Source organism: Roseofilum halophilum BLCC-M91 (assembly GCF_030068445.1).
GTDB classification, from domain to species: Bacteria; Cyanobacteriota; Cyanobacteriia; order Cyanobacteriales; family Desertifilaceae; genus Roseofilum; species Roseofilum halophilum.
Window position 1 is genome coordinate 1 of sequence record NZ_JAQPOK010000168.1, and the last position, 19,648, is coordinate 19,648.

The 19,648-nt window shown below is 44.4% G+C and carries 18 protein-coding genes; 9 read left to right on the forward strand and 9 right to left on the reverse strand.

The features are described from left to right. Positions 1 to 104 precede the first annotated feature (104 nt). The gene (locus PJF56_RS21770; protein ID WP_283764827.1) at positions 105 to 413 is read right to left on the reverse strand and encodes a XisI protein; all 309 of its coding nucleotides are present in this window, start codon (positions 411 to 413) and stop codon (positions 105 to 107) included. Between the two features lie 286 nt (positions 414 to 699). Between PJF56_RS21770 and PJF56_RS21775 the strand changes: the two genes are divergently transcribed. From PJF56_RS21775 to proX (PJF56_RS21815), 9 genes are all read left to right on the forward strand, one after another. Next, positions 700 to 1,347 (forward strand): serine/threonine protein kinase, encoded by a 648-nt coding sequence (locus PJF56_RS21775; protein WP_283764828.1) that lies wholly within the window; start codon positions 700 to 702, stop codon positions 1,345 to 1,347. Beyond that, positions 1,331 to 1,672, forward strand: coding sequence for a GUN4 domain-containing protein (locus tag PJF56_RS21780; RefSeq protein WP_283764829.1), 342 nt, complete (start codon positions 1,331 to 1,333; stop codon positions 1,670 to 1,672). Before PJF56_RS21775 ends, PJF56_RS21780 begins: the two co-directional genes overlap by 17 nt. Before the next feature lie 387 nt (positions 1,673 to 2,059). Beyond that, positions 2,060 to 2,377: a DUF6972 family protein gene (locus PJF56_RS21785; protein ID WP_283764830.1), complete on the forward strand. Its 318-nt coding sequence runs from the start codon at positions 2,060 to 2,062 to the stop codon at positions 2,375 to 2,377. Positions 2,378 to 2,699: 322 nt separating this feature from the next. After that, positions 2,700 to 6,284, forward strand: a complete 3,585-nt coding sequence (locus PJF56_RS21790; protein ID WP_283764831.1) for a glycosyltransferase — start codon at positions 2,700 to 2,702, stop codon at positions 6,282 to 6,284. 25 nt (positions 6,285 to 6,309) lie between these two features. Further along, positions 6,310 to 7,350, forward strand: a complete 1,041-nt coding sequence (gene proX, locus PJF56_RS21795) for a glycine betaine/L-proline ABC transporter substrate-binding protein ProX (RefSeq protein ID WP_283764832.1) — start codon at positions 6,310 to 6,312, stop codon at positions 7,348 to 7,350. Between the two features lie 174 nt (positions 7,351 to 7,524). After that, positions 7,525 to 8,559 (forward strand): glycine betaine/L-proline ABC transporter substrate-binding protein ProX, encoded by a 1,035-nt coding sequence (proX, locus tag PJF56_RS21800; RefSeq protein WP_283764833.1) that lies wholly within the window; start codon positions 7,525 to 7,527, stop codon positions 8,557 to 8,559. A gap of 36 nt (positions 8,560 to 8,595) precedes the next feature. Then, positions 8,596 to 9,591: a glycine betaine/L-proline ABC transporter substrate-binding protein ProX gene (gene proX, locus PJF56_RS21805; protein WP_283764855.1), complete on the forward strand. Its 996-nt coding sequence runs from the start codon at positions 8,596 to 8,598 to the stop codon at positions 9,589 to 9,591. 24 nt (positions 9,592 to 9,615) lie between these two features. After that, complete coding sequence (gene proX, locus PJF56_RS21810; protein ID WP_283764834.1) at positions 9,616 to 10,647, forward strand: glycine betaine/L-proline ABC transporter substrate-binding protein ProX; 1,032 nt, start codon at positions 9,616 to 9,618, stop codon at positions 10,645 to 10,647. An 87-nt stretch (positions 10,648 to 10,734) separates the two neighbouring features. Next, on the forward strand, positions 10,735 to 11,778 hold the full coding sequence (gene proX / locus PJF56_RS21815) for a glycine betaine/L-proline ABC transporter substrate-binding protein ProX (protein WP_283764835.1): 1,044 nt from the start codon (positions 10,735 to 10,737) through the stop codon (positions 11,776 to 11,778). A gap of 41 nt (positions 11,779 to 11,819) precedes the next feature. On the opposite strand, the gene PJF56_RS21820 is transcribed toward proX (PJF56_RS21815), so the two are convergent. The 8 genes from PJF56_RS21820 to PJF56_RS21855 form a co-directional block, all read right to left on the reverse strand. Next, complete coding sequence (locus PJF56_RS21820; protein ID WP_283764836.1) at positions 11,820 to 13,001, reverse strand: RtcB family protein; 1,182 nt, start codon at positions 12,999 to 13,001, stop codon at positions 11,820 to 11,822. 181 nt (positions 13,002 to 13,182) lie between these two features. Continuing rightward, entirely contained in the window at positions 13,183 to 13,590 is a 408-nt protein-coding gene (locus PJF56_RS21825) for an allophanate hydrolase-related protein (RefSeq protein WP_283764837.1), read from the reverse strand. 33 nt (positions 13,591 to 13,623) lie between these two features. Continuing rightward, positions 13,624 to 14,853: a DUF445 domain-containing protein gene (locus PJF56_RS21830; RefSeq protein WP_283764838.1), complete on the reverse strand. Its 1,230-nt coding sequence runs from the start codon at positions 14,851 to 14,853 to the stop codon at positions 13,624 to 13,626. A gap of 8 nt (positions 14,854 to 14,861) precedes the next feature. Next, positions 14,862 to 15,554 carry a bifunctional demethylmenaquinone methyltransferase/2-methoxy-6-polyprenyl-1,4-benzoquinol methylase UbiE gene (ubiE, locus tag PJF56_RS21835; RefSeq protein WP_283764839.1) on the reverse strand — a complete coding sequence of 231 codons (693 nt, stop codon included), beginning with the start codon at positions 15,552 to 15,554 and terminating at the stop codon, positions 14,862 to 14,864. A gap of 92 nt (positions 15,555 to 15,646) precedes the next feature. Beyond that, positions 15,647 to 16,468 carry a response regulator gene (locus tag PJF56_RS21840; protein WP_283764840.1) on the reverse strand — a complete coding sequence of 274 codons (822 nt, stop codon included), beginning with the start codon at positions 16,466 to 16,468 and terminating at the stop codon, positions 15,647 to 15,649. Positions 16,469 to 16,618: 150 nt separating this feature from the next. Further along, on the reverse strand, positions 16,619 to 16,933 hold the full coding sequence (locus tag PJF56_RS21845; RefSeq protein WP_283764841.1) for a hypothetical protein: 315 nt from the start codon (positions 16,931 to 16,933) through the stop codon (positions 16,619 to 16,621). 117 nt (positions 16,934 to 17,050) lie between these two features. Beyond that, positions 17,051 to 17,827, reverse strand: a complete 777-nt coding sequence (gene hisF, locus PJF56_RS21850) for an imidazole glycerol phosphate synthase subunit HisF (protein WP_283764842.1) — start codon at positions 17,825 to 17,827, stop codon at positions 17,051 to 17,053. 51 nt (positions 17,828 to 17,878) lie between these two features. After that, entirely contained in the window at positions 17,879 to 19,633 is a 1,755-nt protein-coding gene (locus PJF56_RS21855) for a SpoIIE family protein phosphatase (protein ID WP_283764843.1), read from the reverse strand. Positions 19,634 to 19,648 lie beyond the last annotated feature (15 nt).

Here is a 19,648-nt window from a genome sequence, read left to right on the forward strand (position 1 = left end):
GATGTTATGAGGTACAGTAATCGAAATGTTCCTTGAGAGTGTTGTCCCATGAAAAGCCTGAAGAATGGGCACTCTAGCGTAAAAAATGGTTTTCCCATTACCCATTACCCATTACCCATTACCGCGCGAAGCGCTGTATCAGATTTAGGCACACCTTTTTCCACCAGTTCATTGGCAATACCAATTTCTGTCCCGTCATGGTGTATCCAAATTTTATCCTGTCTAATCGATAAGTGTAAGAGACATCCATACTGAGGTCGGCGGTTTTCCCAACCAGTATTGACGACTTGATAATGATCTCGTTGGAGATCAAAAACCAGTTCGGTTTGCGCTTCACCCTCAGATTTAAACGGTTTAGCATGTTCGGTTAACAGTTCTTGGATATAGGAACGATATCGCTCTATTTTTTCCATTCTGCAATCACCTCAATCAATTAAAAATTAAAAATGCAAAATCAAAAAAGGTCTGTAGGGGCGGGTTTAACCAAAAACTAGGAGAAAACCGATCAATTTCCTGAACCCGCCCCCACCCCATTAATAACCCACTGGATTATAGCTTTCCTACAAAAAAGCCCTCATCCCCCAGCCCCTTCTCCCGCAGGAGAAGGGGAGAAAAAGTCCCTCTCCCGTGGGAGAGGGATTTAGGGAGAGGGCAAAATCTTGTGGAATAATAGGAAGTATTGCGTAGCAGACGAATATCATGTATTGGACAAGGGGACAACACATTGGTGGCGGTCGATATGAGATTGTCGATGAGTTGGGACGAGGTGGGTTTGGCATCACGTATAAGGCTAAACATTGTGACCTGGGTTCGTTTTGCGTGATTAAGGCGATTGGGGCCTGGCTGCGGAAAGAGCCGAACTATGACCGGTTTGTGGAGCGGTTTCGGGATGAGGGGAAGCGCTTGGCAAACTTGGCCCAGGAAAAGCCCCATCCCCATATTGTGCGCGTGTTTGACTTGTTTCGGGAACCGGATGCGGGGTGTCCGGGGTTTGAGATTGATTGCTTGGTGATGGATTTTATTGCTGGGAATACGCTGTATCATGGCGTTCATCAACAGGGAAAATTGTCTGAAGTCCAGGCCGTGCAGTATGTACGGCAGATTGGAGAGGCTTTGATTGAGGTTCACAAGCGGGGGTTGGTGCATTGGGATGTTACGCCCCTGAATATTATGATTCGCCCGCAACAGGAAGCGGTGTTAATTGATTTTGGCATTGCGGGAGATTGTCCCCCCAGTTCGTTTTCTAGAGAGTTTGGCAATAAAGCGTTTGCTCCCTATGAGCAGTTGATGTTAGGAGAACGGGAGAAACAGTGCGATATCTATACGTTGGGTGCTTCCTTATATTGATAAATTTCCCTGTACTGACCTACGAACGATTGACCGGTTGTGGGTTAAATATAGCAAGGGTCAATTCGGGTTTTCGGTACAGAAGGAAATTTACCAGAGTTTGGGCGGCACAAGGGAGTTATTTGATTCAGAAATCTGGGAAAAATTTGCCGATCGCGTCTGCTGGCGTAAGGATGGAGAATGGATATACGACACAGACCTAGCTTTTTCCTTAAGTATAAAAGGTAACCTTCCGTTATTAAGTAGGAAGATGTGGGCTAATGTGTTAATTGTAGAAAATGGTTTCTCTTCTCTCGCGTCGAGACTTGTAGATTGTAACCTGTAATCAATGAACAATTAACAATGAACAATTAACAATTTATCCCTCCATGCTCAACCTAGAAACCGGGTTTCTTGCTTATCTTCTCATTCGTCTCCTCAACTTTGGCAGAAACCCGGTTTCTTTGACCCCACGATTGATCATTATCCATCCATTTTGTAGGGGCGGGTTTAACCCAAATCTAGGACACAAAACCATCAATTGCCAAAACCCGCCCCCACCCCATCAATAACCCACCAGATCCCAATTATCCCGATAACAGTTGGGGGGCAGGTTCATCAAGGTTATCGGTGAGAAACGAGAGATATGGATAAACCTGCCCCTACAATTCAACCCAACAAACCGGTTTCTTCCAACAGGGTAAAATGATCCTGGTATTTTCACAAGAACAACATGAGTGGTATTGAGCGAGAGGTTGAGCTAGAAAGTCGAACTAGCCTGATTGACAAACACCTTCCTGGGACAGCAAAATCACAAAGAGAGCTACAAAAAGAAGGCATTGTTTATCTATTTAATGACCGCGATACTGTGGAAAGAGTCGCGTCTGAGATTCTCAATCATGGAGAACAAACAGGAGCTGATGACGAACACGATCCCTATGAACGTTATGGATTATTTTTTGCCGAACCCATTGGTTATATTCTAAAATTAGATGGAACCCGACTATTTTTACGAGTAGTACCTACGAAGAAAGTCAAATGTGGTTATTAGAAGATGAATACGAGCGGGTTACGGGTCGTTTTTATCAACCGTAGATGAATCAATTAACAATTAACAATTAACAATTAACAATTAACAATTAACAATTTATCCCTCCATGCTTAACCCAGAAACCGGGTTTCTTGTTTATCTTCTCATTGGTGTCCTCAACTTGGGTAGAAACCCGGTTTCTTTCCCCCACCCGATGCATTCAACCCCAAAACCCGGTTTCTTCGCCGTCTCAGGGATCAAATCTTCGGTTATTCTGTTACAGTGTTGCTAATCGACTCTGGGGCCAATGGTTCCAGCTTGATGTGGAGTGGACTGTCTTTGCATGAAAAAATCCCTGAACCCCCTGATACAAACGGTGAAATTGCCCCTGAAGGCTTTGCTGAAGAGAGCGTCGAACCTAGAGGTAAACCCCACAGGAGACCTCCAGGGATTTTTAGAAAGTCCAAATCCCATAGAACGCAATGTTAGTGGGGTATTGCGGATTGCGGGTTGGGTGTTTCATCGGCGACATGCCATTGAGTCCCTGACCCTGATTCAAGATGAAACTACAGATACAGAAGCAACCATTACCTATGGGGAACCCCGTCCCGATGTAGGGCAGGCTTTTATTGATTTTCCCTCGGCTGAAAATTGTGGCTTTGGCTGGAATTTACCCATTGAACCCAATTATTCTGGAGAGATTGCCATTAAGATTATGGCCAAGTTGGATAATGGGGATTCGCTCTGTTGTTTTGCCCGTACCATTACGATTCAAAATGTGTACGAGCGTCCCCCAAAGGTGAAAATTTCCCAGGTGATTTCTGGGTTTATGACTAAGGTGATTTTGGCTTATAAACAGCGCGGTGGCATTCCCTTATCTCCTGCGGTTTGGATTCGGTTTGTGAAGCGCTATGTTGACCAAACCCAAACTCAGCAATTTTCAGCCTATTCGACCATTATTCATCCTTGGCAACAGCAAGACCCCTATCAGCGTTGGTTAGACCATAATCGTTTAACCTCTAGGGTGCGGGAGTTGATGGAGGAGTCGGCGCAAAGCTTGGAGAAAACCGGGGTAAAAATTAGTGTGGTGGTTCCGGTTTATAATCCACCGAAGGGCTTTTTAGAAGAAACGATCGCCTCTGTACAAGCGCAAATTTACCCCAATTGGGAATTGTGCATCGCGGATGATGCCTCTAGCCAACCCCATGTTAAGCAGGTTTTGACCCAAGCGCAAGCCTCAGACCCTCGGATTAAGGTGGTCTTTAGGACGGAAAATGGTCATATTGTTAAGGCGACGAATTCGGCCCTAGAGGTGGCAACGGGGGAGTATATTGCCCTTTTAGACCATGATGACTTGCTCTCTCCGGATGCGCTTTTGCAGGTGGCTGAGTGTGTAGACCAATACCCTGATGTGGATTGGATCTATACGGATGAGGATAAAATCACGCCCACGGGAGAGCGCTACGGGTATCAGATGAAGGGGGTTTGGAGTCCAGAAATGGCGATCGCCCACAATTACACGCACCATTTAGCCATCATTCGCAAGCGCTTAATTGACGAGGTGGGAGGGTTGCGACCGGGCTTGGAGGGAGCGCAGGATATCGATCTTTACCTGCGGGTGCGGGAAAAAACTACGGTTGACCGGGTGCGTCATATTCCCCATGTTTGTTATCATTGGCGCGTTCATCCGGAAAGCACGGCTTCTAAGGGAACTCAGAAAACCTATGTATTTGATAGTGCCTATCGAGCGATTTCGGATACCCTGGAACGACGCAACTTAAAGGCCAAACCTTTTTTACCGGAGTTGGCAACGAAGTATGGGTTATGTTTGCATCAGTTGCAATGGGATAGCTCGATTTTAGCCGAAAATCCGGTGACGATTGTCATTCCGACCCGCGATCGCACCGAAATCTTATCCCAATGTATCGCCAGTTTAGAGAAGACCGTAGATTCGCGCTATGTGCAAGTGATTATTGTGGACGATCAGTCTACGGAAGCGAAGACAGATGTGTTTTTTAGCCAACTCGAAGAGGGTTCTTTATCCTCCCTGGGAGACCTCAAATTAACCTATCAGGTGATTAGAAGCCAACGTCCTGACCCCAGTTTAACCGGACGGGAAGGCTTCAACTATTCTCGGTTGGTGAATATTGGCGCTGCCCAGGTGAAAACACCCCTGATGTTGCAGCTTAACAATGATATCACGGCGATCGCCCCCGGTTGGCTCGAAGACATGGTCGGTTGGATGTCCATCGAAGGAGTCGGAGTCGTTGGCGCTCGTCTCCTTTATCCCGATAATACCCTACAACATGCCGGAGTTTCTATCGGCCCCAATGGCGGATTAGCCGGTCATTTATTCCACGCTTTACGCCAAGAAGAATTGGGTTATCTCTTCTATCCCCACACCACGCGCAACGTTTCCGCCGTCACCGGAGCCTGCTTGCTCACCTCCACCGAACTTTACCATCAAGTGGGCGGATTTGATGAAGAAAAATTAGGCTTAGAACTCAACGACGTAGACTATTGTTTGCGCGTTCAAGAAACCGGTAAGCGCGTCGTTTATACCCCCCAAGCCACCCTCATTCACCAAGGCAGTGCTTCACGGGGAGATTATTACAATCCCAAAGAACATCTCAATTTCATGGAGCGATATCAGGGCAGGAAAGACCCCTACATTAACCCCAATATTAATATCGACTCCATGGCCATGGACTTAAACCCCCTCCACTATGTCCATAGTCGTCGCATTTCTGGCATTAAAATCTTGCTCGTCACCCACAACTTAGCCCTCGAAGGCGCTCCCTTAATGGCCTATAATTTTGCCAAGCATTTTGTCGAGTCGGGAGAATGTAAAGTCAACGTCGTTTCCCTGGTTGATGGGCCGTTACGCAATGATTATGAGAGCTTAAAGATTCCCGTAAAATTGATAGAAGATAATCTGCAACGAGTCGATAACAGTTTAGAAACCTACCATCAGCGTCTCCAGCAGGTCGGAGAACTCCTAGACATGACCGAGTTCGATCTCGTTATCTCCAATACCATGGTCGGGTTTTGGGGAATCGAATTAGCCCAACTTTTCGGCTTACCCAGTATTTGGCATATCCATGAAAGTTGTACAATTGAGCGCAGTTTACGCAACTTTTTTGGCGACTCTCCCCCGCAAGTGATGCGCGGTGTATTAGAGCATTGTTTTCAGAATGCATCGCGGGTAATTTTTGTGGCGGATGCGACACGGGAAATTTTCCACGATCTCGATATTCATGGCCGTTTTCGCACCATTCCCGGAGGCATGGATTTAGGAAAAATAGCCGAGTTTCGCCAAAGGAATAGTAAGTCTTATTTACGGCAAAAATATGGAATTTCTGAAGAAAAAACCGTTATTTCGGTGATTGGAACGACATGCGAGCGTAAGGGACAACATATTTTCTTGGAAGCCATTAAGCAGTTAGAGAAGATTTATCCCGCATCGAAGTTTAAGAATCTAGAGTTTTTGATTGTCGGTACTCGCGAAATTATCTATCTGGATTATTTGCATCAGGTACAAAATAGGCTAAAATTAGATTATGTGAAAATGTATCCAGAAACGCGCTATGTATTTGACTTTTTTGGCTTAACCGATATCTTTGTCTGTACGAGTTTTGAGGAGTCCTTTCCGAGGGTGATTTTAGAAGCGATGGCGTTTGAGCTAAAGATCGTCAGTACCGATGTGTTTGGCATACCGGAGATGATCGGCGATCGCCACGAAGGGTATTTGGTGCGTCCCGGCGATCCAGAGGCGTTAGCCAACGTTTTAGTGGAGGCGATCGAAACCGACTACGCCAACCGTCTACGCGGCAATGCCTATGCACGAGTCCATCGCCTATTTGACAACCAGAAACAATTACCCAAACACCTGGAAATGGTGAAAGAAGTCGTCTTGCAACATGAATAAAACATTCTCTATTCTCTAACACTCAATGAAAACACCATCTTCCTTCCAATTCATCTTTCTTCCTACCCTTATTTCTCTAATGATGGGATTAATTTCCTGTCAGCCCACTCAACAATCTAGTCATTCGAGTAGTAATTTACCACCCGAAGAAGTAACCATTCGTTCAGCCCATACTACCTGGATTGAAGAAAGTTTTCAAACCACAATTGTTAATATAGGTCTAGAAAAACTAGGGTATCAAATTGATTCGGTCCAAGAACTAGAGTATCCAGGAATTTACCTCTCTCTGGCCAATGGAGATTTAGACTACACTGTGATTTACTATAGCCCCAGTCATCAAACCCTGTTTGACCAAGCCGGAGGCGATGAAGTATTACAAAAATTAGGATCTTTCGTTCCCATCGGTAACCGAGGGTATCAAATTGACAAAAAAACGGCTGAAGAATACGGAATTACTAATTTAGAGCAGTTTCAAGATCCCACAATTGCTAACCTTTTTGACATGGATAGAGACGGAAAAGCAGATTTAGCTGGTTGTAATCCCGGTTGGACTTGTGAATCAGTTATCAATCATCATATAGAGGTATACGAACTGGAAGGGACAGTCGAACAAAACCAGGGAAACTATACGGCCTTACTGAGTGATGTTATTACTCGGTATAAAGAGGGCGATCCCATTATGTTTTATGCTTATAACCCTCATTGGATTTCTGCGGTTTTAAGACCCGATGAAGAGGTGATTTGGTTAGAAGTTCCTTTCACATCAATACCAGATAATCCAGATATTACGGAAGAAGATACCATATTTAATGGTAAAAACATGGGTTTTTCAGGTGGCGGACAAGAAATCGTAGTTACTAAAGAATTTGCAGACGCTAATCCAGTCGCAAAACGTTGGTTAGAATCTGTTCAAATCTCTCTTGAAGATATGAACGAAGTGAGTTTAAGAATTAAAGAAGGTGAAAATTCTCAGGAAGATGTTCGTCGTTTAGCAGAAGAATGGGTAAGTAAAAATCAAGAGCAGTTCGATCGCTGGATTGAAGAGGCAAAAGCTGCGGAGAATTAAATGAATGTGGCATATCAGAAGAAAGTCTTGTTTTCTATATCAACTTATGGGGGAATGCCTACGCACGAGTCAATCGCTTATTTGACAACCAAAAACAGTTACCCAAATACCTAGAAATGGTGAAAGAAGTTGTCTTGCAACATGAATAAAACATTCTCTATTCTCTAACACTCAATGAAAACACCATCTTCCTTCCAATTCATCTTTCTTCCTACCCTTATTTCTCTAATGATGGGATTAATTTCCTGTCAGCCAACTCAACAATCTAGTGAAGATCCCTCCCCTCAACAAGTAACGATTCGTGCGGCTCAAAGTACCTGGGTTGAAGAAACATTTCAAAATGAATTAGTCAGTATAGGACTTGAACAACTGGGTTATCAAATCGCTCCGCCCAGAGAAGTCGATTACCCAGCCATCTATCTATCTCTTGCCAACAACGATCTAGACTATAGCGTCATCTACTACAACCCACAGCATGAAGGATTATTTGCTAATGCTGGTGGTGAAGAAAAGATGGAGCTTTTAGGTGTTTTAGTTCCCTTTGGAGAAGCGGGATATCGGATTGACAAAAAAACAGCCGAGGAATACGGGATTTCGAGTATAGAGCAACTCAAAGATCCAGAAATTGCTAAACTCTTTGATTTTGATGGTGATGGAAAAGCAAATTTAACCGGATGTAATCCGGGTTGGGCTTGCGAATTGATCGTCGAGCATCATATAGAAGCCTATGGACTTCAAGATACTGTGGAACAGGATCAAGGACAGTATGTAACCCTACTTGCTGATACGATCGCCCGGTACAAACAAGGCGGTTCTATTTTATATTATGCTTACAATCCTCATTGGATCTTTGCTGTTTTAAAACCTAATCAAGATACCGTTTGGTTAACAGTTCCTTTCACCTCTCTCCCTGAAAGTCAAGGGGAAGTTACAGAAGCCGAGACAACCGTAGACGGAAAAAATCTGGGAATTTCAAAAACAGGTCAAAATATAGTGGCGAGTCAAACATTTGTCGAGAGGAATCCTATGGCTAAACGTTGGCTTGAATTGGTGCAAATTCCAGTGCAAGATATGAATCAAATTAGTTTACGAATTAAAGATGGAGAAAATTCTCCGGAGGATATTCGTCGCTTGGCAGAAGAATGGATCGGTGAAAATCAAGAGCAGTTCGATGGGTGGTTAGCCGAAGCGAAAATAGCAGGGGAGTAAACGAATATGAAGTATAACAAATTTTTATTAACTTCGATGCTGGTTGGTTTATTAACAACTCTAATGAGTTGTCAAACCTCTCCCGAATCTAGAGAAACGACTTCCCTCGAAGCGGTAACTATTCGAGCCGCCCATAGTGGTTTTGTGGAAGAAAGTTTTCAAACAGAAGTAGTGAATTTGGGACTCGAACAACTGGGTTACAACATAGATACCGTCAAAGAACTCGATTACTCTGTCATCTATGTTTCCCTAGCCAATAGTGACCTGGATTATACAGTAATCTACTATAACCCAGCCCATAAAGACTTTTTTGAAAATGCGGGTGGATCTGAAAAATTACAGATCTCAGGACTTGTGATTCCTGAAGGCAGCCAAGGATATAGAATTGACAAGAAAACAGCCGATCAATATGCTATTACTAACATTGCTCAATTGAAAGATCCAGAACTGGCGCAACTCTTTGATTCAGATGGAGATGGGAAAGCCAATTTAGCAGGGTGTAACATAGGTTGGAGTTGTGAATCGATGATCGATCATCACATCCAAGCCTACGAACTCGAAGATACAGTGGAACAGGATCGAGGAAATTTCACCGCTCTTCTGGCTAATATGATTGCTCGTTATCAAGAAGGAAAACCTATTGTATTCTATGCCTACAATCCTCATTGGATATTTGCCGTTTTACAAACCGATCGAGAAGCCGTTTGGTTAGAGGTTCCTTTTACCTCTCTCCCAGGAGAAATGAGTAATTTAACCGCAGAAGAGACTACATTTAATGGCAAAAATCTGGGATTTCCAGGAAGCAAACAGAATATTGTTATTAATAAAACGTTTGCAGAAAGTCATCCTATAGCAAAACGTTGGTTTGAGTTGGTACAAATTCCCTTGGCGGATATGGATAAAATTAGTTTACGAATTAAAGATGGAGAAAATACGCCGGAAGATATACGCCGTTTAGCAGAAGAATGGGTAAGTGAAAATCAAGAGCAGTTCGATGGGTGGTTAGCCGAAGCGAAAGCGGCGGTAGAATAACCAAAGATCTATTATCTAACATTCATGAACTTACAATTTTGGTCAAAATCTTCATTGATTCCCACCGTTGTATCTCTGATCATGGCATTGACTGGCTGTTCTCTGACTGTACCATCGGCGAGCAACTTGTCACCCGAAGAAGTAACCATTCGTTCCGCCCATAGTACCTGGCTGGATGAAATTTTTCAAACTGAGGTGGTTAATATTGGTCTAGAACAGCTCGGTTATCAGATAGCTCCCGTGCAACGATTGGAGTATCCAGGAATTTATTTATCTCTGGCTAATGGCAATTTAGATTACAGCGTTATTTACTATAGTGCCAGTCATAATAGTATGTTCGATCGAGCTGGAGGGGATGAAAAAATACAAAAATTAGGCGTTTTGGTTCCCATTGCCACTAGAGGCTATCAAATTGATAAAAAAACAGCAGAAGAATATGGGATTACCAATCTCGGACAATTGCAAGATGAAAGCTTGGCTAGACTGTTTGACTGGGATGGAGATGGAAAAGCGAATTTAGCTGGATGTAATCCCGGTTGGGGTTGTGCATCAATTATCAATCATCATTTAGAAGTTTATGGCTTGCAAGAGAAGGTTGAACAAGAGCAAGGAGTATATGAAGCTCTGCTTAATGATGAAATCACTCGTTATCAAGAGGGAAAACCGGTTTTATTTTATGCTTATAATCCCCATTGGATATCGGCGATTTTAAGGCCGGATATCGATACGATTTGGTTAGAAGTTCCGTTTACTTCGTTACCCAAAAATCAGGGGTTGAGTGAAGCAGAAACTAGCTTTAATGGCAAAAATACCGGCTTTCCAGGAGGGGCACAAGAAATTGTGGTGAATCCCGAATTTGCCGCCACGAATCCTGTCGCAAAACGCTGGCTAGAATTAGTGGAATTCTCCCTTGAAGATATGAATGAAATCAGTTTGCAGATTAAAGAAGGAGAAAATAGTCCTGAAAAAATTAGCCTTTTAGCAGAAGAATGGGTGCAGGAAAATCAAGAGCAGTTCGATCGCTGGATTGCAGAGGCAAAAGCGGCAGGGGAATAAACCCTATGGGGGAAACGGATGAATCCTCTGCCAAAATTATTATACTATACAGTGATTACCGTATTGTACTCTCAAATTGCCAAGATCATGACTATCCAATTATCTCAAAGACTGATCGTCTTCAGCGCGTTGGTTTCTCTGTTTCTGGGATTAACCTCCTGTCAACCCACCTCCGAATCGACGGATGGAAGTGAGGGTTTGCCCCCGGAAGAGGTCACCATTCGTTCAGGACATAGTAGCTGGGTGGAGGAAAGCTTTCAAACTCAGGTGGTTAATATCGGTCTAGAAACGCTCGGTTATCAGATTGATACGGTCAAAGAGTTGGAGTATCCAGGCATTTATCTGTCTGTTGCCAATGGAGATTTAGATTATAGCGTTGTCTATTACCAACCGGGTCATGAAGATTTTTTTAATAATGCTGGGGGTGAAGAAAGATTAAGGGGATTGGGGATGTTCATTCCACCGGGAACCCAAGGCTATCTGATTGATAAAAAAACAGCCGATGAATATGGAATTACTCATATAGATCAGCTTCAAGATCCGGAAATTGCCCAGTTGTTTGACTTTGATGGAGATGGCAAAGCTAATTTAACGGGATGTAATCCGGGTTGGGGTTGTGAAACAACCACGAATCATTTTATTGAAGTTTATGGACTTCAAGATACTGTGGAACATGACCAAGGAAGTTATACGGCTTTGTTAGCGGATGCGATTACTCGTTACGAAGAAGGAGAACCGATTTTATATTATGCTTATAATCCCCATTGGGTGGGCGCTGTTTTAAGGCCAGGTGAAGATGTGATTTGGTTACAAGTGCCTTTTACGTCTTTACCAGAGCATATGAGCAATGTTTCGGAAGAAGATACAACGTTTGATGGTAAAAATCTGGGGTTGCCGGGAAGCCGTCAACAGATTATGTCTAACCCGGAGTTTTTGGAACAGAATCCAATCGCAAAACGCTGGTTTGAGTTGGTGCAAATTCCCTTGGAAGATATGAATGCAATAAGTTTGCGAATTAAAGAAGGGGAGAATACGTCGGAAGATATGCGCCGGTTAGCCGAGGAATGGGTGAGTGAAAATCAAGAGCAGTTCGAGCGCTGGATTGCAGAAGCGAAATCAGCAGAGGAATAAACTGCCAGAAATAGACTTTTTAGATGAAACAGTCCACACCCTTAGCCTTTGACGCAAACGACTTGCTTAAGAGTCGCCACGACTTCCACCAAATCTGACTGATTCTTCATCACCCGATCGATGGGTTTATAGGCTCCTGGAATTTCATCTAAAACGCCCTTATCTTTGCGGCACTCAACTCCATCGGTTTGGGCAATTAAATCATCGAGGGTATAGGATTTTTTCGCCTTGTTTCTCGACATTAATCGCCCTGCACCGTGGGAGCAGGAGCAATAACTTTCTATATGGCCTTTCCCTTTGACAATGTAGGATTTCGCACCCATGGAACCGGGAATGATGCCATAATCATTGGCTTGCGCTCGCACTGCTCCTTTACGGGTGACATACACTGATTCACCGAAATGGGTTTCTTTTTCAGCATAATTATGATGGCAATTCACCTCTAGTAAAGGTTTCATTGGTTTGCCTCCGGTGAGGTGTTTTTCGATAATTCGCTTTAATCTGGCCATCATGACATCCCGATTAAACCGAGCATACTTTTGTGCCCATTGTAGATCGTGCCAATAGGCTCTAAATTCGGGAGTACCGGCGACAAAATAGGATAAGTCGGGGTCTGGTAAGGAGGTTTGGGCTAATTTGGCTAAGTCTTTGGCTGTATGAATATGATTTTGAGCCAATCGATTGCCAATATGCCGAGAACCGGAATGGAGCATGAGCCAAATTTGGTTTTCGGTATCTAGACAAACTTCAATGAAATGGTTGCCACCGCCTAATGTTCCCATTTGTTTGAGGGCTTTTCCATCTAGGTTTTTTACCCCTTTGTGCAAGTCCTTAAAGTCTTGCCATCCTTGCCAGTTGGTGACGGTTTTTTCGATGTCTTTATTGTCATTGAAGCCTACGGGAATGGCTGCTTCAATGTCTTGACGAATTTTTTTGAGTTTGCCATCGAGTTGATCGGCCATCAATGGGGTTTTTAGGGCTGCCATACCGCAGCCAATATCGACACCTACGGCGGCGGGGATGATGGCTTCTTTGGTGGCAATGACGGAGCCAATTAAGGCTCCTTTGCCTAAATGAACATCTGGCATTAAGGCCACATGCTTGAAGACAAAGGGCAAGGAGGCTACGTTTTTTGCCATGCGGGTTTCGTCGTGGGCTAGGGGGTGGTTTGCCCAAGAGAGTACGGGTTTGGCTTGGGCAAATTGCAGATGTTCATAAGGCATGGGAATGATCCTCTCATGTCCAGTATTAGGGCAGATACTTGCACTGTACTACAGGATAATACAAGTCGGAGGCATCTGTCAATAGCAGGGAAAAGGCCTGTATTAATGAAAAATAGGCAAAAGGCAAAAGGCAAAAGGGTAATGGGTAATAGTTAATGGGAAAACTTGAGTGTATTCTTATTTAAGGGTTGGGGGCACTTGGATCTAACAGACGTTGTTTATAAGCGGCCCATCCGCCGTATTCAGAAATATCTGGCCAGCGATTGGTTTCAATCAATTCTTGAGGGTAAAGCATGGCGGAAACTTCTGAACCATCTTCGAGTTTGATGTTCCCTTCGTATAATCCTGGTGGTTCATTGGCCATGAGATTATTATATTGCTCAAGGGTGAGTTCATAGACTTCTCCGGGAATGGAAATTCCTCCTTCAGGGACTTCATAAATGCCTGGATGGAGGTCGTTAACGGAATGGAGGCGATAGAGGGGTAAGGTGTGAGTGGCACAAATTAAGGTTGCGCCTTGCAGGTTTTGATGATGGGGTTGTCCACTGAGGGCTGAACCACAGATAAAAAATTGTTTAGTGTTTACCATAGTCCAAGCGATATTTGAAGGTTTTTTAATCTTCTATTTTAACAATAAGAAGGTGACTTGTAAACAGCCCACAATTACGCCGAGTACGCCGCCTAAGTTGACAATGGCTTGTAGTTCACTGCGGACGATTCCATTGATGGCCATTTCTAAGTTGGCGGGGGAGGTGGCATTGACGCGATCGATAATTACTTGGTCAATGTCTAAAATGGGAATGACTTGGGAAATAATCAGTTCTAGGTCTTTTTCTAAGTAGCGGTCTAAAACGAGGGCGAGTTCTTTGCTGACAATTTCTAGGGAGGATTGCATAATTGGGGAGTTTTGCAGACGATTGAAAATTAGGGTGGCGATGTTTTCCCAGTTTATGGAGTTGCCTAAGCCTTCAATTAATTCTGCGCCCCGTTCTTGTAAATAGATTCTGACGCTCTGGCGAATGTTTTTCCGCAGTTGCCGCACGGTGAGGACGGGTAAATTTTGTAGGGAGAGACTTTGTAGCCATTGTTGGGTTTTGCGCTGGATGGCTAGGGCATCCATGAGTTCTTTTATTTTTTGGTTGGCTTGTTCCCGTTCGTCTAAGCAATAATTGCGGAGACGATGTAATGAGTTTTTGAGTCCTAGGAGGTTGGCGACGACCCAGTATGTGCCACTGGTTTTTTCCCGAAAGCCTTCGTCAATGATTTGAATGTTGTAGTCGGTGAGAAAGTCGATGATGGCTTGGCGAATGGTATTGGGGGGACAGACGACATGAAAGAGCCATTCGGAGAGCGATCGCGCCTGAACTTCGGTTAGGCTAAAATCTAAGAGGATTTGATCGAAGATATGGTTAATCTGGTCTTCGAGGAAATCTTCTCGCCGAGCCAACACCCGAATTAAGCGCGGTAGGGACTGACCGAGTAAGTCTTTGAGGATACCGGCTAAAATTTTAATGGTTTTTTGTTCTTTGTCTGCCTGGAGCTGCTTTAAGGCTAATTGGAGTAACCAGAGGATAGCGGCTTGGGTGCGGTCGGTTTGGAGTAAGCGACGGGCTAAGTTTTGCAGTTCGGTGGGGGTGAGCAATGACCCCATAATGGTATCGGCAACTCTCTGGGCTAACCGTCCTTGGTTGCTGGGAATTAAGCCGGGAGTGAAGGGGAGTTTCTTTTTACCAATATAAATGGCTCGATAGGGGCGAAAGAGCATTTTGATGGCTAAATCATTGGTGAAATAGCCAATAACGCCACCGGCAATGGGGGGAGTAATGTATATCCAAAGATCTAAAAAACGCAAGGCTAGGACTAGGAATCAACAGATTTGGTCGTCACCAATACTCCCATCATACCGCTTGCGATCGGATAATGAACGGCGTGGGTAAATCCTGCTTGGTAGGCGAGGGTGACTTGTTGGGGGCCGAGGGGAAAGCGCTGGAGACTGGGCAGAATGTAGGCGTATTCTTCGGTGAGTCCTTGTTGTTGGGCGTAGGGAACGACGATTTGATTGAGATACCAGTTTTGAAACTGCTGGAGTAGGGGTTGGCTGGGGCGATGGAAGTCGAGGATGGCGGCGGTTGCGCCGGGTTGGAGGATGCGATGGAGTTCTTGGAGTGCTTGGGGGATGCTGGAGACGTTGCGGAGTCCATAACCCATGGTGGCAGCGTGGAAGGTGTTGTCGGGGAAGGGGAGATGGAGGACATTGGCTTCGAGCCAGTGGATGGGTGTCCAGGTATAGTGCTGTTTGGCGATCGCCAATAAATTCTCAGAAAAGTCTACCCCATACACTTGGCCCGTGGGCCCCACTTGGCGAGCTAATAACCGGGTCAGATCCCCACTTCCACAGCACAGATCGATCGCCACTGAGCCGGGTTTTGCCCCACTCCACTGAACGGTCATCTGTTTCCAGATCCGGTGTTGTCCTAAACTAAACCAGTCGTTCAGGCGATCGTAAACTGGAGCGATGCGATTAAAAATATCTTGAACCTGAGTTTGAGTCATTGAAAGGCAAAAGGCAATAGGTAATAGGTTAGGTTTCTTTCCCCCATTCTCCGCGTCCCCGTGTCCCCCCATCCCCCCATCTCCCTATCTCCCTAACCCATGGCCGCAATAAGCAAACCCACCAGTTGGGCAGAGGTATGAATGGAGGTTTGCTCTTCTTCGCTCAGGTTATAGGCTTCTGTCCATTGTAGGGAAAGCAGTGCTAAGAGTTTTTGTTGATAGTGGATAGGAATAGCCAGATGTTCCTGGATAGGGCCATCCGCCAGTTTTGAGTGTTGGGGGGCAGCCGAGGATAGGGCTTCTTGAGTTGAGGTATCCGTACTCAAGTCGATTAAGTCGTCGGTGCTGCTATAACGACCCATAGAGGAGCTAAGGGCCCCATCTTTGGCTATTTGTAGGATACAGCCTTGGGTTTCAAAGGCTTGGGCAAACACTTCGGCGATCGCCCCTAGAGCCGTCTCTAGTTCTTGAGGTTCTTGGGTTAACTTCACTAAGGTCGAGAGCAGCAGGGTTTGAGCCTGACAAGCTTCTAACTCTTCCGTGCGCTGTTTGAGCAAATCATAGGTTTGAGCGGCCCGATCTACCACTCCCTTTAATTCTGTGGGGTCCCAAGGTTTCGTAATATATTTATAGACTTGGCCAGAATTAATCGCTTCTACCAGGTCTTCCACATCCGTAAACCCAGTCAGAATGATCCTCATGGTATTCGGATACTGTTCTACCGTCTGGCTCAGGAACTCTGTACCCTTCATTTGGGGCATTCGTTGGTCAGAGATAATGACCGCCACTTCCCCTTCTGCGGACAACACCTTGAGTGCTTCAGCTCCACTTTCGGCTTTCGAGACCTGAAATTCGCGCCGAAAGGTTCGGTAAAGCAAGTCCAAATTATCCGGTTCGTCATCTACGACGAGCATTTTTGGCTTTTTCCGTCGGCTCATACTCTTAACTGGGGAACTTGTGGGTAATTGAGACCAGCACATAGCAACCGGTCACTCTTTAATGATAATGGCTTTTGGGTTGTTCTCCAACTTCAATTATTGGGTGAGTCGAGCGATCGCCGTGTTTTAGCGATCGCCCAGGTTTGGGTATTGGCCAATCTCTGTGCCTTCAACCCAAGTTTGTTGAGCTTCATCGAACTCCACTAGCCAACTGAGGACTTCACGGGGTTCTTCTATGGCCTGATCGTTGAACCGAGCGGCTTCACTCAAATAGCCGACATAATGCCCCATGAGAAAATAAACCGCTACCATGGCTACCGCAGCCCCTGCCACTAGAACCCCAGCTAACATCAGAGAGAATTCCCGCGTATGAATCGCCGATTCCATCAGATGCAAAGACCAGGCTACTAAGGCAATGACAATTATGAGAATAATGATCATTGCTCGTTTAAGAAATGTAACAATTCCTGTATTGTAACAAGTTATTGCAGGACTGTCGCGGTTCAATTGTTAAATTCTTCTAGAAATCTGTGCTTTCTGAACAGAACGTGATAGATATTACTTCATGAGTTGTCTGATTTTCAGACCTTGGGCGGCTAAATGCTCCTTAATTTGAGCCACAGACAATTGGCCATAGTGGAGTAAAGACGCTAAAAGGGCGGCTTCAGCCTTGCCTTCAGTTAACGCCTCATGGATATGTTCGCAGGTTCCCGCACCACCAGAAGCAATCACCGGAATTTCCACAGATTCAGCAATCGTGCGGGTTAGTTCCAGATCGTAGCCCGCTTGAGTGCCATCAGCATCCATGCTCGTGAGCAGAATTTCTCCCGCTCCACGAGCCGCTACATCCTTCGCCCAGGAGAGGGCATCGAGTCCGGTATTCTCCCGTCCCCCGCGCACATACACATCCCATCCTGGATTCTCTGGGTTGCTGCGTCGTTTCGCATCAATCGCGACAACAATACACTGATTCCCAAAGCGATCGCTCGCCCGATTCACCAAATCCGGGTCTCGGACTGCCGATGAGTTAATACTCACCTTATCCGCCCCAGCCCTTAACAAATTTTTAATCGTTTCTAAGGATTGAATCCCACCACCCACCGTCAGAGGGATAAACACCTGTTCAGCCGTCCGGTAAACCACATCCAAAATAATATCCCGGTCTTCATGAGTCGCCGTAATATCCAGAAACACCAACTCATCCGCCCCCGCGTCATTATAGACCGAAGCCAACTCCACCGGATCGCCCGCATCCTGAAGATTAACAAAATTAATCCCCTTCACCACTCGCCCTGCCCTCACATCTAGACAGGGTAAAATCCGTTTAGCAACCATCTCTATCCTCTTAATTATTACTTATTAGTTATTACTTTACAGTGGGATCAACTATTTTTGTTTAATGACCACCAAGGTAATATCATCAAACACCTTCTGCTGCCCAATAAATTCCCGCACATCTTCAATCACCTGCTCGCGAATCTCTTCCGCCGACCGATGTCGATACTCAATTACCACACTACATAACTTTTGTAAACCATATTGAGCTTGATGGATATTAGCCGCTTCCGTAATCCCATCCGTATATAACACAATAATATCTCCAGGATTGAGATGAATATCTTGTTGGTGAATAAACTGCCTAATTTCTCCATCCAAACCAATCGGAAATCCTAAATCAATTGTATCGATAATCTCAACTTGACCATCTAATCGCACCAGGATCAAGTTTTCGTGTTGTCCGCTTAGAGTCATCACCCCATCATGATAGTCCAGAATCGATAAACTCATATTTTTATCACAATTCATGCGTTGTAAATTATCATATAGTGTTTGATTGAGTAAATCTAAAAATTCAATGGGGTTCATTGTATTGACTTTTTGTAGCGTTCGGACTACGGTTTGAGTCATCAACATTAAGACACCACTTTCCAATCCATGACCCGTCACATCACCAATACCAATTTTCAACCGATCGCCTTGCTGAAGCACATCATAGTAATCTCCTCCCACTTCATCCGCAGGTTCCATATATCCAGAAATATCTAAATAAGATATTCTTTTAAGCTCTCCAGGTTTTGGTAGAACCATTTTTTGGATAGTTTTTGCGATGTCTATTTCAGAGCTTAAACGGATATTTTCAACTTTAAGTTTCTCGTTTAAAATGCCAATCTCTTGATTGGCTAACTCTAGTTCTTTTGTTCGTTCTTCGACTTTCTGTTCTAAGGTATGATAAAGATTGGCATTGTCTAGGGAAGTATTGACTAAAACCGTCGCCAGTTGTGAAAATTCATCATCAGTTGATAAGGAAATGTTGCTAATGGCTTTTCCTAGTTTTGTATTTTCAATAGCAGCGCTGAGTTTGTGTAGAGGAGAAACAATACGATGGCGGAAAAAGACCAGAATATCGTAGACTAAAAAAAGAACAGATCCTAAGATTAAAACGATCGCAATTCCAGGAATTAAAAGAGAGTACAATGCTTCTTCTATCGGTTGCTCGACAATGGCAAACCAAGGGACAACGTTCAGGGATTGACCGGATGCAAACACCCATTTATTTTGTAATCCACGATAGAATTGCAGTTCCGTATTGGCAATACTTTCAGGGGTTCGGCCTAATAAATCCTGTAACGTGAGATTGCGATTGACTAAATAGCTGCGGTTGCGATGACTAATGAGATAACCTTCGCTATCGACAATGTAAGCATACCCCAATTCACCAACTTTAATCGCTAAGGTTCTATTCCATAATTCTGTGAGATCGACTCTGATCATTAATATACCCGTTTGAATCCCCAGTTCATCAAATAAGGGTGTGAGGATGTCAAGGGTTGATATTTCTTCTTCGTAAGCGATCTGACTGAACGCTATTTCTCCAAATTCAAGCTCTGTTTTGAGCAATTCAGGGGATTCGTATTGGGTGACATTTAGCCGGCCAAACGCATGATATTGATAGTTTATTTTTCCCTGTTGATTCATGATAAGAATGTCAACAATAGAGGGATTTAGGGAGGCAATTTGCAGAATAGAATATTGAAAATCGTTTGTAGCTTGTAGTAAATTTGAGGCTGCCAGAATACTTGCTTTTAAGCGAATAAAATACTCGTCAAATGCTCTGACTGCTTCCACATTAGATTCAAGCATTTGTTTGTGTACTGA

Excerpts from the sequence above, each read along its gene's own strand:
- PJF56_RS21770 (WP_283764827.1), bottom strand. The coding sequence starts at position 413 with ATGGAAAAAATAGAGCGATATCGTTCCTATATCCAAGAACTGTTAACC.
- PJF56_RS21775 (WP_283764828.1), top strand. The coding sequence starts at position 700 with ATGTATTGGACAAGGGGACAACACATTGGTGGCGGTCGATATGAGATT.
- PJF56_RS21785 (WP_283764830.1), top strand. The coding sequence starts at position 2,060 with ATGAGTGGTATTGAGCGAGAGGTTGAGCTAGAAAGTCGAACTAGCCTG.
- PJF56_RS21790 (WP_283764831.1), top strand. The coding sequence starts at position 2,700 with ATGAAAAAATCCCTGAACCCCCTGATACAAACGGTGAAATTGCCCCTG.
- proX (WP_283764832.1), top strand. The coding sequence starts at position 6,310 with ATGAAAACACCATCTTCCTTCCAATTCATCTTTCTTCCTACCCTTATT.
- proX (WP_283764833.1), top strand. The coding sequence starts at position 7,525 with ATGAAAACACCATCTTCCTTCCAATTCATCTTTCTTCCTACCCTTATT.
- proX (WP_283764855.1), top strand. The coding sequence starts at position 8,596 with ATGCTGGTTGGTTTATTAACAACTCTAATGAGTTGTCAAACCTCTCCC.
- proX (WP_283764834.1), top strand. The coding sequence starts at position 9,616 with ATGAACTTACAATTTTGGTCAAAATCTTCATTGATTCCCACCGTTGTA.
- proX (WP_283764835.1), top strand. The coding sequence starts at position 10,735 with ATGACTATCCAATTATCTCAAAGACTGATCGTCTTCAGCGCGTTGGTT.
- PJF56_RS21820 (WP_283764836.1), bottom strand. The coding sequence starts at position 13,001 with ATGCCTTATGAACATCTGCAATTTGCCCAAGCCAAACCCGTACTCTCT.
- PJF56_RS21825 (WP_283764837.1), bottom strand. The coding sequence starts at position 13,590 with ATGGTAAACACTAAACAATTTTTTATCTGTGGTTCAGCCCTCAGTGGA.
- ubiE (WP_283764839.1), bottom strand. The coding sequence starts at position 15,554 with ATGACTCAAACTCAGGTTCAAGATATTTTTAATCGCATCGCTCCAGTT.
- PJF56_RS21840 (WP_283764840.1), bottom strand. The coding sequence starts at position 16,468 with ATGCTCGTCGTAGATGACGAACCGGATAATTTGGACTTGCTTTACCGA.
- PJF56_RS21845 (WP_283764841.1), bottom strand. The coding sequence starts at position 16,933 with ATGATCATTATTCTCATAATTGTCATTGCCTTAGTAGCCTGGTCTTTG.
- hisF (WP_283764842.1), bottom strand. The coding sequence starts at position 17,827 with ATGGTTGCTAAACGGATTTTACCCTGTCTAGATGTGAGGGCAGGGCGA.
- PJF56_RS21855 (WP_283764843.1), bottom strand. The coding sequence starts at position 19,633 with ATGCTTGAATCTAATGTGGAAGCAGTCAGAGCATTTGACGAGTATTTT.